This is a genomic window from Microbacterium pasadenense, assembly GCF_047246565.1.
In the GTDB taxonomy this organism is placed as follows: Bacteria; Actinomycetota; Actinomycetes; order Actinomycetales; family Microbacteriaceae; genus Microbacterium.
In genome coordinates, this window is the sequence record NZ_JBFOKN010000001.1 from 957,147 (window position 1) to 969,671 (window position 12,525).

The window sequence follows — 12,525 nt, forward strand, 5'->3', positions numbered from 1 at the left end:
CACCCGCGCGCCTCGCGGTGCGGTGCGCCGAACTACGATCGAAGGATCCGTCCGCACCCGTCCAGGAGGTCCGTCGTGTCCGCCGCCGCTCTCGCCCACGCCGACGACCTCGCCGACTTGGTCGCGGCATCGCCCTCGAGCTTCCACGCGGCCGCGGAGGTCGCCCGGCGGCTGGTCGCCGGCGGTTTCCAGCCGCTCGCCGAGGCGGACGCCTGGCCGGCGCAACCCGGGGGCCGGTTCCTCGTCGTCCGGGACGGCGCGGTCATCGCATGGGTGGTGCCGACGGATGCCGGGCCCGCGACCGGCGCTCACATCTTCGGAGCGCACAGCGATTCCCCCGCGTTCAAGCTCAAGCCGCGTCCCACCACCGGGTCGCTGGGCTGGCTTCAAGCGGGCGTGGAGGTCTACGGCGGTCCGCTGCTGAACTCCTGGCTCGACCGTGAGCTGCGCCTCGCCGGTCGTCTCGTCCTCGACGACGGCTCGAGCGTCCTCGCCGCCACCGGTCCGCTGCTGCGCCTGCCGCAGCTGGCGATCCACCTCGACCGCGAGGTGAACGACGGCCTCGCGCTCGACCGGCAGCGTCAGACGCAGCCGGTGTGGGGCCTCGGCGAATCCGACTCGGCCGACCTCCTGGGCGAGCTCGCTGCCGAGGCCGGGGTGGATGCCGCGCGGATCCGCGGCTACGACGTCGTCACCGCCGACGCCGCGCGCGGCGCGGTCTTCGGCCACGACGACGTCTTCTTCGCGTCGGGGCGGCTCGACGACCTGGCATCCGTCCACGCCGGAGTGGTCGCGCTGGAACGCGCCGCCGACGGCTTCGACGCCCCCCACATCGCGATGCTCGCCGTCTTGGACCACGAGGAGGTCGGCTCCGCCACGCGCTCCGGCGCCGCCGGGCCCTTCCTCGCCGACGTCCTGGAGCGGGTGCAGCTCTCGCTCGGCGCCGACCGCGAGCAGCAGCTGCGCTCGCTGGCATCGTCCTGGTGCGTCTCGAGCGATGTCGGTCATGCCGTGCACCCCAACTACCCCGACAAGCACGACCCGGTGGTCCAGCCGCGGCTCGGCTCGGGTCCCATCCTCAAGATCAACGCCAACCAGCGCTATGCGACGGACGGCAGGGGCGCGGCGGCCTGGAACGGGTGGTGCGCCGCGGCGGGCGTGGGCAGCCAGGAGTTCGTCTCGAACAACGCCGTGCCGTGCGGGTCGACGATCGGCCCGATCACGGCGACCCGACTCGGCATCGCGACGGTGGACGTCGGCATCCCGATCCTGTCGATGCACTCCGCTCGCGAGCTCGCGGGCGTGAGCGACCTCGCCGACCTGGCCCGCGTCGCCGAGGTCTTCTTCACCGCCTGAGCGCTCAGTCCTCGCTCGCGTGCAGGCCGCGGCGCGTCGACAGCAACACGACCTCGGGGTGCTCCTCGGCGATCATCCGCTCGGCGCGGTCGAGCACATCGCGCACGTGCCCGGACTCGCGGGCGACGACGGAGACGCCCACCTGCGCCCGGCGATGGAGGTCGTTGGCGCCGACCTCGGCGGCGGCCACCTCGGTGCGGCGGCTCAGGTCGGCGAGCAGCGGGCGGAGGATGCTGCGCTTCTCCTTGAGGGAGTGGACGTCACCCAGCAGCAGGTCGAACTCCATCCAGCCGATCCACATCAGCTCTGGCGCGTCCACGGGTCGTAGTCCACCTCGAGCCGCTCCTGCGCCGGCCGGTCGCCCTCGGGTACATGCTGCAGGTTCACGCGGACGCGGTACCAGAGCGAGCTCGACCCGCGCATCCCGTCGACCAGGACGTCGGCGGGCGTCAGATGCGGGACGATCGCCGCGTGACGCGCCTTCCACGTCTCGAGGCCGGCGAGTGCCTCGTTCTTCGTCGCGGCGCGGGAGATCTCCACGAGCGGCATGACGGACTGCCGTCGCCCCGACCCGTCCCCGGAACGCGGCGCCTTGTCGGCCGGACCCATCTCGTCCGCCAGCGCCAGCAGCTGATCGAGGGACCCCGCGGCGTCGTCGATCCTCGCGTGCGCGTCGCCGCGCTCGCCGAAGCGCGCGCGCACGGTCGGCACGGTGAATTCGTCGGGGCGGACGGTGCGGAGCTCGTCCCACCCGACCGGCGTCGACACCCTCGCGTCGGGGAGCGGGCGCACCGAGTACGCCGAGGCGACGGTGCGGTCCTTCGCGTTCTGGTTGAAGTCGACGAACACGCTCTCCCCTCGCTCCTCCTTCCACCAGTGCGCGGTCGCGAGCCCGGGGGCGCGGTTCTCCACCTCGCGGGCGAACGTCTGCGCGGCCCGCCGCAGCTCCGCGTACTCCCAGCGGGGCTCGAGGCGGGCGAGGATGTGGATGCCGCGCGAGCCGGAGGTCTTCGGCCACCCGATGAGACCGCAGTCCGCCAGGACGTCCCGCGCGACGAAGGCGACGTCGACGATCTGCGACCACTCCACCCCGGGCATCGGGTCGAGGTCGATGCGGAGCTCGTCGGGATGATCCAGGTCGCCGGCACGCACGGGATGCGGGTTGAGGTCGAGGCAGCCGAGGTTCACGATCCAGGCGAGTCCCGCGGCATCCGTGATCACCGCCTCCTCGGCGCTCGTCCCCGAGGCGTACCGAAGGGTGGCGGACGAGACGAAATCGGGTCTGTTCTCGGGCACGCGCTTCTGGAAGAACGCCTCCGCGTCGATGCCCTTCACGAACCGCTTGAGCACCATCGGACGATCGCCCGCGCCCCGGAGGGCGCCTTCAGCGACGGCCAGGTAGTACTCGACGAGCTCGAGCTTCGTGATGCCCGGCTCGGGGAACACGATCTTGCCGGGGCTCGACACCCGCACCTCGTGACCGTCGATGTCGAGGGTGACCGCGTCGTCCTTCTTCGCCATGATGCCGGTCTACCGGCTGAGGACGACGGATGCCACGGGGTTGCGCCCGCCGCAGCGGTCCGCATCCCGTGGCATCCGGGTGTGGTCGGTCAGTACCAGCCGTTGGACTGCGAGTGGCCCCACGCGCCGCACGGGCTGCTGTAGCGGCCGTCGATGTAGCCGAGGCCCCAGGCGATCTGGGTCGCGGGGTTCGTCTGCCAGTCCGAGCCGGCGCTGGACATCTTGCTGCCGGGAAGGGCCTGCGGGATGCCGTAGGCGCCGCTGGACGGGTTCGAGGCCCGGTAGTTCCAGCCCGACTCCTTGTTCCACAGCGACACGAGGCAGGAGAACTGGTCGTCGCCCCAGCCGTAGTCGCCGAGCATCGACCGTGCGGTCGACTGGGCCGCGCTCGCGCTCGTGCCCGAGGGGGCGGTGGCGGGCCCCGCCGGAGCGGAGGAGCCGCCCGAGCTGCCGGAGCCCGAGGTCGACGTCGCGGCCTCGGCCGCTTCCTCGGCGGCCTCGCGCTCGGCGGCGGCCTCGGCCTTCGCCTTGGCGGCAGCCTTCGCCTTCGCCTTCGCGATGGCGGCCTTCCGCGCCTTCTCCTTCTCGACGGCCGCGTCCAGCTGGCCGCGGAGGGCACTGGTCTCCTCGGTGACCTCCTGCGTCTCGGCGACGACGTCCTCGGTCGCGCCGACCACGTCGAACAGCGGCACGGCCCCGATCGTCTCGAGGTGGGCGACCGCGGTCTCGAGGTCGTCGGTCTCGACGGTCGTGTCGGAGACGCGGAGCTTCAGCTTCGAGTCGGCGATGTCGGCCGACACGTCGGCGGACGCGTCGATCGCGGCATCCGCCTTCGCCAGGGCGGCATCCGCCTTCGATGCGGTGGTGGTCGGCGCTTCCGTGCCGTCGAGCGACGCCGGGAGCGCCGTGCTGAACGACGCCAGCGCGTAGGTGAGCGCGGGGTTCGCAGGCTGAGCCGAGCTCGGGGCAGGCGCCATGGCGGTCGCGGTGGCGGCCATCGCGAGGGTGGCGGTGAGAGTCGTCGCGACCAGGAGCGGCCGACGCCGCAGGCGGCGCTCGGTGCGGCGGGTGGAGCGGCGGGTGGGGACGGATGTCGAGTCAGTAAGCATGCAGAGAAGTCAGTTCCGTGTCGGGTACACACGCCGGGGGGACGTGCTCGTGACCGTTCGGGCGGGCACAAGGTGACGAGTCTGGTCGACGTTTCTGGACGGTTCCGGTGCGTTACCTGGGCAGCCCGTGTCAGCACGGGGCGTACCGGACGCGCGCACGAGGGCCGAGCGCGACTCGCGGCCGTAGTCTGCGAACCCGCTGGCAACTCGGCCCAGGCGTCGCTGAGCGATATATCGTCAGGTATCGGTAACCCTACGAAGGAGTTCTCATGAGCAATCCATTCGGTGGACCTGGCTTCAGCGGCAGCGGCTTCGGCAGCAGCGGCAGCGGGGGATTCGGCGGTGCCGCCGGTCTCGGCCTCGGCAATCTCGGAGCGGGCGTGTGGGAGGCCGTCGACTCGCTGCGGTCCGCGTTCGAACAGCGTCCCAGTGGCTCGCGCATGAGCCGCGGAGACGTGCGCGCGGCCGTGCTCACCCTGCTCGCCGAGCGACCCATGCACGGGTACCAGATCATCCAGGAGATCAGCGAGCGCAGCGGCGGCTCGTGGAAGCCGAGCGCAGGATCGGTCTACCCCACCCTGCAGCTGCTGGCGGACGAGGGGCTCCTCACGGCCGAGGAAGCCGGCGGACGCAAGACGTACGCGCTGACCGAGGCGGGCCGCATCGAAGCGGATGCCGCCTCCGGCAAGTCCGCGCCGTGGGAGTCGACGTCCAAGGAGAGTCACCGCGGCACCGCGCTGCCGAAGGCGGGCGTCGAGCTCGCGCAGGCCGCCGCCCAGGTCGCGCGGACGGGGACGCCCGAGCAGGTGCAGCAGGCCGTCGACGTGATCGACGACGCCCGGCGCCGCCTGTACGCGCTCCTCGCGCAGGGCTGACCGCGTGACTGCAGGCGGTCGAACCCGGGACGCACTCCCCGACGACCGCAGCACGCGAGCGCGGTATCGCCGGATCCTGCGGTTCGCCGCCCGCGCCCTCGCGGTGACGTGGTGGTTCGAGCTCTTCCTCCCGCGCATCGGGCTCGGCACCCTCGCCGCGCGTGGGCGCGCGGCGAGGCTCCGTCGCATCGCACGGCGCTTCCATGCGCTCGCCGTCGACCTCGGCGGGCTCATGATCAAAGTCGGGCAGTTCATGTCCTCCCGGCTCGACGTCCTCCCGCCGGAGATCACGAAGGAGCTGGAGGGACTGCAGGACGAGGTGCCGGCCGTTCCGTTCGCGGGCATCCGCACGGTCGCCGAGGCCGAACTGGGGGTGTCGCTCGAGCGGGCGTTCGCCTCGTTCGAGCCCGCGCCGGTCGCGGCCGCGTCGCTCGGCCAGGCGCACCGGGCGGTGCTCGCCGCCGACGACCGCTCGCAGAGCGGGATGTCCCACGTCGTCGTGAAGGTGCAGCGTCCCGGCATCCAGTCCATCGTCGACACCGACCTCGCCGCGCTGCGCCGCGTCGGCGGGTGGCTGCGACGCGTCCGGGTCGTCTCGGATCGCGTGGACGCCCCGGCACTCGTCGAGGAGTTCGCGCTCACGAGCCTCGAGGAGATCGACTACCTGCACGAGGCGGCCAACGCCGAGAGATTCGCCGCCGACTTCGCGGGCGACTCACGCGTCGGGGTTCCCGGCATCGTGTGGGAGCGCACATCGCGGCGCACCCTCACCCTCGAAGACGTCTCCGCCATCAAGATCACCGACCACGATGGTCTCCGCGCGGTGGGCATCGACCCCGCCCAGGTCGCCGCCGTCTTCGCGTCGGTGATGTTCGACCAGGTCTTCACGCACGGCTTCTTCCACGCCGACCCGCACCCCGGGAACATCTTCGTGACCCCCGTGCCGCCGACGGATGCCGCGGCGTCGGATCCCGCGGACGGCGGCGCGCCGGCGTGGCGGCTCACCTTCATCGACTTCGGGATGATGGGGGACGTGTCGCCCGCGCTGCGCGGCGGACTCCGGCGACTCATGATCGCGGTCGCCGCCCGCGACGGCGCCGCGCTCGTGCAGAGCATCCGCGACGTCGGGGTCCTGCTCCCGTCGGCCGACACGACGGAGCTGGAACGGGCGATGACGCAGCTGTTCGCGCGGTTCGGCGGCATGGGATTCGCCCAGCTCCGCGAGGTCGACCCGCGCGAGTTCCGGGCGTTCGCGCTCGAATTCCAGGACGTCGTCCGCACGCTGCCGTTCCAGCTGCCGGAGAACTTCCTCCTGATCGTCCGTGCGATGTCGCTCACGTCGGGCGTCTGCAGCGCGCTCGACCCGGAGTTCAACCTGTGGGATGCCGTCGAGCCCTACGCCGCGCGGCTCGTGCGCGACGAGGGCCGCAACGTGGTCACGGACGTCGTCCGGCGCGCGGCGGACTCCGCCGGCATCGCCCTGCGGCTGCCGGGGCGCGTCGACGCCCTGCTCACCCGGGTGGAGGAGGGGCGGGTGTCGTTCGCGGACCCCGCGCTGGAGAAGCGCGTCGCGCGGCTCGAGCAGCTCGGTCGGCGGCTGCTGTCCGCCGCCGTGTTCGCCGGCCTGCTCGTGGGCGGCGCCGTGCTGCGGACGGTCGATCCCGTCTTCGGCGGAGTGCTCATCGGCGCGTCGGCGCTGCCGCTGCTGCACGCCGTCCTGGCGGGCGTCTTCGGGCGACGCCGCTGACGGCACGTCGACGGCGCGGACCGCCCCTAGGATGAGGCGGACGCGCGTCGCGCGTGGAGGAGTGTGGCATGGCAGCGGATCGGACGACCTGGGTCCTCGTCGACGGCGAGAACATCGACGCGACGCTCGGCGGCTCGATCCTCGGCCGCCGCCCGCAGCCGGATGAGCGCCCCCGCTGGGATCGGATCCTCAGCTTCGTCGCGAACACCTGGAACCAGGAGACCCGCGGGCTCTTCTTCCTCAACGCGTCGACGAACCTGCCGATGTCCTTCGTCCAGGCGCTGCTCGCGATGGGGTATCAGCCGGTCCCGCTCTCGGGCGAGGCCGATGAGAAGGTCGTCGACATCGCCATCCAGCGGACGCTGCGGGCGCTGCAGGGCCGCGACGGCGACGTCGTCCTCATCAGCCACGACGGCGACTTCGTCGACGACATGGGAGCGATCGCCGATGGCTCGCGCCGCGTCGGCGTGCTCGCGTTCGAGGAGTTCCGCAACGCCGGATTCGCCCAGATCCCCGGCATCCGCTTCTTCGATCTGGAGTACGACGCGGGCGCCTTCGACGCGCAGCTGCCGCGCGTGCGCATCATCCCGATCGACGAGTTCGACCCGCTGCAGTTCCTGCGCTGAGCGGGCTCAGCCGAAGCGCACCCAGTTCGCGCCGCTGCCGGTCTCGGCCTGCTGACGCAGCTCGAGCCGGTCGCCGTCCACCGCGTACAGCGAGACCGTGGTGGACCGCTCGCCCGCCGCGACGAGGAAGCGGCCATCGGGGCTGACCGCGAACCCGCGCGGCTGCGGCTCCGTCACCGTGAAGGCGGTCGGTGCGCTCGGTGCGCCGTCCGCCCCGATGATCAGACCCCCGAGGGTGCTCTCGGTCCGCTCCGACGCCCACAGCACGCCGTCGGCGAGGTGGATGTCGGCGCCCCAGATGTAGTGGTGCTCGCGCGGGTCCTCGTCGATGACGCTGTGGCCGAGCCCTCGGGACGTGTCGTGGGCGGGGGCGGCGGTGCGGAAGGACAGGACCCCCGACTCGGCGTCCCGCGCGAAGTGCAGCACCTCGGCGGAGAACTCCGTCAGGACGTACAGATCGTCCTGCGAGGCGCCGAACTCGAGATGGCGCGGCCCGCTGCCCGCCGGGCACGCCACCGTGGCGGGCGACAGCGGGGCGAGCGAGAGGTCGTCGCCCAGCGCGTACTGCGCGACGAGGTCGGCCTCGAGCGAGACGAAGTAGACGAAACGACCGTCGGCGCTGGCGCGCACGGAGTGCAGGCGGGGGAAGCGGACCTGGGCGACCGGTGCGCCGACGACGCCGTCCACGACGGGGCAGACGACTCCGTAGCCGCCGCCGTACGACGCGCCGAGGAGGACGGACCCGTCCCGGGTGAGCGCGACGTAGTTCATCGCGCTGCCCGGCAGTGCCTGATCGCTCTGCGGGGTCAGGGAACCCGTCGACCGATCGATCGCGAAGGTGCGGATGCCGGCATCCGGGTGCCCCTCATCGGGCTTCACCGCCGCGTGCAGGAGATCGCGCTCGGCGTCCACGACGAAGTTCGAGCATCCGGTCGTCCCGGCGGTGACGGCGAGCCGCTCGAGGCGTCCGTCGGCGAGGCGGAAGGTGCTGATGGTCGAGTCGCCGGCGTTGGCCACGAAGACGAGGGAGGAGTCGGTCATCCTCCGATCGTAGGGCTCGTCCCGCCGGCGGGCGCGGGGCAGAGCCGGGCGCACTCGCCGCAGTAGGGTCGAAGGATGATCACCGTCCCGGGCCGCCCGTCATGAACGCACCCGTGCGCGCTCCCCGGACGCCGCGCTTCGCCTTCACGTGCATCGCGATCGGACTCCTCGCCGGCCTGATGTCGGGCATGTTCGGCGTCGGCGGCGGCACGGTCATCGTCCCGCTGCTGGTGCTCTTCCTCTCCTTCGATCAGCGGCTCGCCGCGGGGACATCCCTGGCCGCCATCGTGCCGACCGCGACCGTGGGGGTCATCTCCTACGGGGTCGGCGGATCGGTGGCGTGGATCCCCGCCGTGATCCTCGCGGCCGCTGCGGTGATCGGCGCCCAGATCGGCACGTGGCTGCTGGCGAAACTGCCGCAGAACGCGATCCGCTGGGGCTTCGTCGGGTTCCTCGTCGTCGTGATCGTCATGCTGTTCGTCATCGTGCCCTCGCGCGACGCCGAGCTCGAGCTCACCGTCCTGAGCGTCCTCTCGCTCATCGTGCTCGGCCTGTTCACCGGGACCGCCGCGGGTCTCCTCGGTGTCGGCGGGGGAGTCATCGTCGTGCCCGCGCTCATGCTCCTGTTCGGCACGAGCGACCTCGAGGCGAAGGGCACGTCCCTGCTCATGATGATCCCGACCGCGATCTCGGGGACGGTCGGGAACCTCCGCCGCGGCAACGTCGACCTGGTCGCGGCCGTCATCGTCGGCCTCGCCGCCTGCACCACGACGGCGCTCGGCGCCTGGCTGGCCACGCTCCTCAACCCCTTCGCCGCGAACATCCTGTTCGCCGCCTTCCTCACCTTCATCGCCGCGCAGATGGCGGTGAAGGCGGTGCGTGCGCGCCGCGGCCGCTGAGCTCCCGGCCTTCGCCGAGAAGGCCCCGGTAGGATCGACGGGTGCCTGTGAATCCCGAGCTGCAAGGCCGCGCCTTCCCGCCGACCGCCCCGTACCTCGTCGGCCGCGAGAAGGTGCGCGAATTCGCGCGCGCGGTCTTCGCCACCGACGCGCAGCACACCGACCCCGCCGCGGCGCGGGCGCTGGGGTACGCCGACGTCGTCGCGCCGCCCACGTTCGCGATGGTGATCCAGGACCTGACGCTGCAGCAGCTGCTGGCCGAGCCGGGCTCCGGAATCGTCCTCGAGCGCCTCGTCCACGCCGAGCAGCGGTTCCGCTACACGCGCCCGATCGTCGCCGGCGACGAGCTGACCGGGACGCTCACCGTCAGCGGCATCCGTGCGTTCGGCAAGGGCGCGATGGTGACGAGCGAGGCCGAGATCACGGATGCCGCGGGCGACCACGTCGTCACGGCGACGTCCGTCCTGCTGGTGGGAGGCGACGAATGATCCCCACGCCCCCTCCCAGCGCCGCTGGCGCGTCGCTCGGAGCCTCCGGGCGCGTGGGCCCAAGTGTCGAGGTCGGCGCCGTCGTCGCCGAGCGCACCGTGCACCTGACCCGCGAGTCCCTCGTCCGCTATGCGGGCGCGTCGGGCGACTTCAACCCGATCCACTACCGCGACGACGTCGCCGAGCGCGTCGGCCTGCCGGGCGTCCTCGCCCACGGCATGCTCACGATGGGACTGTCGGTCGAGACCGTCGTCGACTGGCTCGGCGACTCCGGGCGGATCCTCGAGTACGGCGTCCGGTTCACCCGGCCCGTCGTCGTCGACGCCGAGGCGGGCGCCGACGTCACCGTCACCGCGAAGGTCGGGGCGATCGACGAGGAGGTCGTCCGCCTCGACCTCACCGTGACCTCCGCCGACACGACCGTGCTGGGCAAGGCGCAGGTGCGCGTCCGCGCGGCATCCTGAGCCCTCGTATGCCTGAGATCACGCCCCTCCCGCTGGCGCAGCTGACCACGCTGCGCGTCGGCGGCACACCCCGCCGCATGATCGAGGCCCGGACCCGCGACGAGGTGGTCGCGGCCCTCCGCGATGCATGGGCCGACGCGGAGCCGTGGCTCGCCGTCGGCGGCGGCTCCAACCTGCTCTTCGGCGACGCCCCCTTCGACGGCACCGTCGTACTCGTCCGCACGAGCGGCGTCGAACGGATGCCGTCCCCCCGCGAAGGCCACGTCCGGCTCCGCGTCGAGGCGGGGCACTCCTGGGACGACCTCGTCGCGCAGACGGTCGCCGCGGGGCTCCGCGGCATCGAGGCGATGTCCGGCATCCCCGGCACCACCGGTGCGGCGCCGGTGCAGAACATCGGCGCATACGGCCAGGAGATCGTCGAGACGCTGGTCGAGGTCGAGCTGATCGATGAGGCCACCGGCGATGTGACGACGGTTCCCGCCGCCGAGCTCGGTCTCGGGCTGCGCACCTCGGTGCTCAAGAACCACTACGGCTCGGTCGCCGAGCGGTCCGCCGTGATCCTGTCGGTGACCCTCGAGCTCGAGCAGGTCGGCCACGGCGCGGTGCCGGTGACGGGCGCGCAGCTGCGCACCGCCCTGGGGCTGGACGAGACGGCATCCGTCTCGCTCGCGGAGATCCGCGAGACGGTGCTCGCGATCCGCGCGCGCAAGGGCATGGTGCTCGACGACGCGGACCCCGACACGTACAGCGCGGGATCGTTCTTCCAGAACCCGGTCGTGTCGGCGGAGTTCGCCGACACCCTGCCCGCCGACTGCCCGCGCTGGCCGATGGCCGCGGTCGGCTCCGACGAGGACACCGTCATCCCGCTCGACCGGTTCGACGGCTCCCTCCCGCCGCGGCCGACGGGCACGCCGCCCGTCAAGGTGAGTGCGGCCTGGCTCATCGAGCACGCCGGCATGCGCAGGGGCTTCTCGCTGCCGCGCTCGCGCGCCTCGCTGTCGACCAAGCATGCGCTCGCGCTGACGAACCGCGGCACGGCGACCGCCGGCGAGGTCGCCGAGCTGGCGCGCCTCGTCGTGCAGCGGGTGCAGTCCGAGTTCGGCGTGCTGCTGCAGCCCGAGCCGGTCATGCTCGGCGTCGAGCTGTAGCCGCCCCGCGGGATCAGCCGAAGAGCTCCTGCAGGCGCTGCACGCCCTCGAGGAGCTGGTCGTCGCCCAGCGCGTACGACAGGCGGAGGTAGCCGGACGGGCCGAACGCCTCGCCGGGGACGACGGCGACCTCGGCCTTCTCGAGGATGAGGTCGGCGAGCTCGAGCGACGTCGTCGGAGTCGAGCCCTGCCATTCGCGGTTCAGCAGCTCGGTGACATCCGGGTAGACGTAGAAGGCGCCCAGAGGATTCGGCACGCGGACGCCGGGGATCTTCGCGAGCTCCGCCACGATGACGCCGCGACGGCGGTCGAAGGCCTGGCGCATGTCCTCGGCCTCGGTCTGCGGCCCGGTGAGGGCGGCGAGCGCCGCACGCTGCGCGATGTTGTTGACGTTCGAGCTGAGGTGCGACTGCAGGTTGGCGGCCACCTTGATGGCGGCGGCCGGGCCGACCATCCAGCCCACCCGCCATCCCGTCATGGCGTAAGTCTTGGCGACGCCGTTCACGAGGATGGTCTGCTCTGCCAGCTCCGGCACGGCCTCCACGATCGACACCGCGCGCACGCCCTCGTAGACCAGGTTCTGGTAGATCTCGTCGGTCACGACCCAGATGCCGTGCTCGAGAGCCCATTCGCCGATGGCGCGCGTCTCGTCGACCGAGTAGACGGCGCCGGTCGGGTTCGAGGGCGACACGAAGACGAGGACGGTCGTGCGGTCGGTGCGTGCCGCTTCGAGCTGCTCGACCGTGACCTTGTACTCCTGCTCGGCGCCGGCGAAGACCACGACGGGCACGCCGTCGGCGAGGGCGATCGCCTCGGGGTAGGTGGTCCAGTACGGCGCGGGCAGCAGCACCTCGTCGCCCGGGTTCACGACGGCCTGGAAGGCCTGGTAGACCGCCTGCTTGCCGCCGTTGGTGACGATGACCTGCGAGGGCGACACCTCGAGGCCGGAGTCCCGGAGCGTCTTCGCGGCGATCGCCTCGCGCAGCACCGGCAGGCCGGCCGCGGGGGTGTAGCGGAAGTTCGCCGGGTCGCTCAGCGCCTCGGCCGCGGCGTCCACGATGAACGGCGGCGTCGCGAAGTCGGGCTCTCCGGCCGCGTACGAGATGACGGGGCGTCCCGCCGCCTGCAGCGACTTCGCCTTCGCGTCGACCTTGAGGGTCGCCGACTCGGCGATGGCGGACAACTTGCGGGAGAGCGGTGCGCGTTCGGTCACCCTCAGAGCGTACCGTCGCGCGTATGCCCCGTCAGGTG

13 protein-coding genes are annotated in these 12,525 nt (G+C 72.3%); 8 read left to right on the forward strand and 5 right to left on the reverse strand.

Features of this window, described 5'->3' with window-relative positions; genetic code table 11:
- The first annotated feature begins 75 nt into the window (after positions 1 to 75).
- Entirely contained in the window at positions 76 to 1,356 is a 1,281-nt protein-coding gene (locus AB3M83_RS04585) for a M18 family aminopeptidase (RefSeq protein ID WP_412945486.1), read from the forward strand.
- Positions 1,357 to 1,360: 4 nt separating this feature from the next.
- Here the strand turns inward: AB3M83_RS04585 and AB3M83_RS04590 are convergent, their stop codons facing one another.
- From AB3M83_RS04590 to AB3M83_RS04600, 3 genes are all read right to left on the reverse strand, one after another.
- Complete coding sequence (locus AB3M83_RS04590) at positions 1,361 to 1,657, reverse strand: DUF503 domain-containing protein (RefSeq protein WP_412945977.1); 297 nt, start codon at positions 1,655 to 1,657, stop codon at positions 1,361 to 1,363.
- Positions 1,657 to 2,877, reverse strand: coding sequence for a DNA polymerase domain-containing protein (locus AB3M83_RS04595; protein WP_412945488.1), 1,221 nt, complete (start codon positions 2,875 to 2,877; stop codon positions 1,657 to 1,659). Before AB3M83_RS04595 ends, AB3M83_RS04590 begins: the two co-directional genes overlap by 1 nt.
- 89 nt (positions 2,878 to 2,966) lie before the next feature.
- Positions 2,967 to 3,986, reverse strand: coding sequence for an aggregation-promoting factor C-terminal-like domain-containing protein (locus AB3M83_RS04600; protein ID WP_412945490.1), 1,020 nt, complete (start codon positions 3,984 to 3,986; stop codon positions 2,967 to 2,969).
- 269 nt (positions 3,987 to 4,255) lie between these two features.
- Between AB3M83_RS04600 and AB3M83_RS04605 the strand changes: the two genes are divergently transcribed.
- The 3 genes from AB3M83_RS04605 to AB3M83_RS04615 all read left to right on the forward strand — a co-directional run bounded on the left by AB3M83_RS04605 (position 4,256) and on the right by AB3M83_RS04615 (position 7,234).
- Positions 4,256 to 4,861 (forward strand): PadR family transcriptional regulator, encoded by a 606-nt coding sequence (locus tag AB3M83_RS04605; protein WP_412945492.1) that lies wholly within the window; start codon positions 4,256 to 4,258, stop codon positions 4,859 to 4,861.
- 4 nt (positions 4,862 to 4,865) lie between these two features.
- Positions 4,866 to 6,608, forward strand: a complete 1,743-nt coding sequence (locus tag AB3M83_RS04610) for an ABC1 kinase family protein (protein WP_412945494.1) — start codon at positions 4,866 to 4,868, stop codon at positions 6,606 to 6,608.
- A gap of 68 nt (positions 6,609 to 6,676) precedes the next feature.
- Positions 6,677 to 7,234: an NYN domain-containing protein gene (locus tag AB3M83_RS04615; RefSeq protein ID WP_412945496.1), complete on the forward strand. Its 558-nt coding sequence runs from the start codon at positions 6,677 to 6,679 to the stop codon at positions 7,232 to 7,234.
- 6 nt (positions 7,235 to 7,240) lie between these two features.
- Here AB3M83_RS04615 and AB3M83_RS04620 read toward each other — a convergent pair whose 3' ends face one another.
- Positions 7,241 to 8,275 (reverse strand): lactonase family protein, encoded by a 1,035-nt coding sequence (locus AB3M83_RS04620; protein WP_412945498.1) that lies wholly within the window; start codon positions 8,273 to 8,275, stop codon positions 7,241 to 7,243.
- A gap of 101 nt (positions 8,276 to 8,376) precedes the next feature.
- Here AB3M83_RS04620 and AB3M83_RS04625 point away from each other — a divergent pair, with 101 nt between their 5' ends.
- From AB3M83_RS04625 to AB3M83_RS04640, 4 genes are read left to right on the forward strand one after another with little or no spacing between them, the layout of a single operon-like run.
- Entirely contained in the window at positions 8,377 to 9,174 is a 798-nt protein-coding gene (locus AB3M83_RS04625; RefSeq protein ID WP_412945500.1) for a sulfite exporter TauE/SafE family protein, read from the forward strand.
- A 41-nt stretch (positions 9,175 to 9,215) separates the two neighbouring features.
- A complete protein-coding gene (locus tag AB3M83_RS04630) occupies positions 9,216 to 9,662 on the forward strand; it encodes an FAS1-like dehydratase domain-containing protein (RefSeq protein WP_412945502.1) in 447 nt (148 codons plus the stop codon).
- Between the two features lie 53 nt (positions 9,663 to 9,715).
- Complete coding sequence (locus AB3M83_RS04635) at positions 9,716 to 10,126, forward strand: MaoC/PaaZ C-terminal domain-containing protein (RefSeq protein WP_412945504.1); 411 nt, start codon at positions 9,716 to 9,718, stop codon at positions 10,124 to 10,126.
- Positions 10,127 to 10,134: 8 nt separating this feature from the next.
- A complete protein-coding gene (locus AB3M83_RS04640; RefSeq protein WP_412945506.1) occupies positions 10,135 to 11,274 on the forward strand; it encodes a UDP-N-acetylmuramate dehydrogenase in 1,140 nt (379 codons plus the stop codon).
- 13 nt (positions 11,275 to 11,287) lie between these two features.
- Here AB3M83_RS04640 and AB3M83_RS04645 read toward each other — a convergent pair whose 3' ends face one another.
- Complete coding sequence (locus AB3M83_RS04645; RefSeq protein WP_412945508.1) at positions 11,288 to 12,487, reverse strand: pyridoxal phosphate-dependent aminotransferase; 1,200 nt, start codon at positions 12,485 to 12,487, stop codon at positions 11,288 to 11,290.
- Between the last annotated feature and the right edge of the window lie 38 nt (positions 12,488 to 12,525).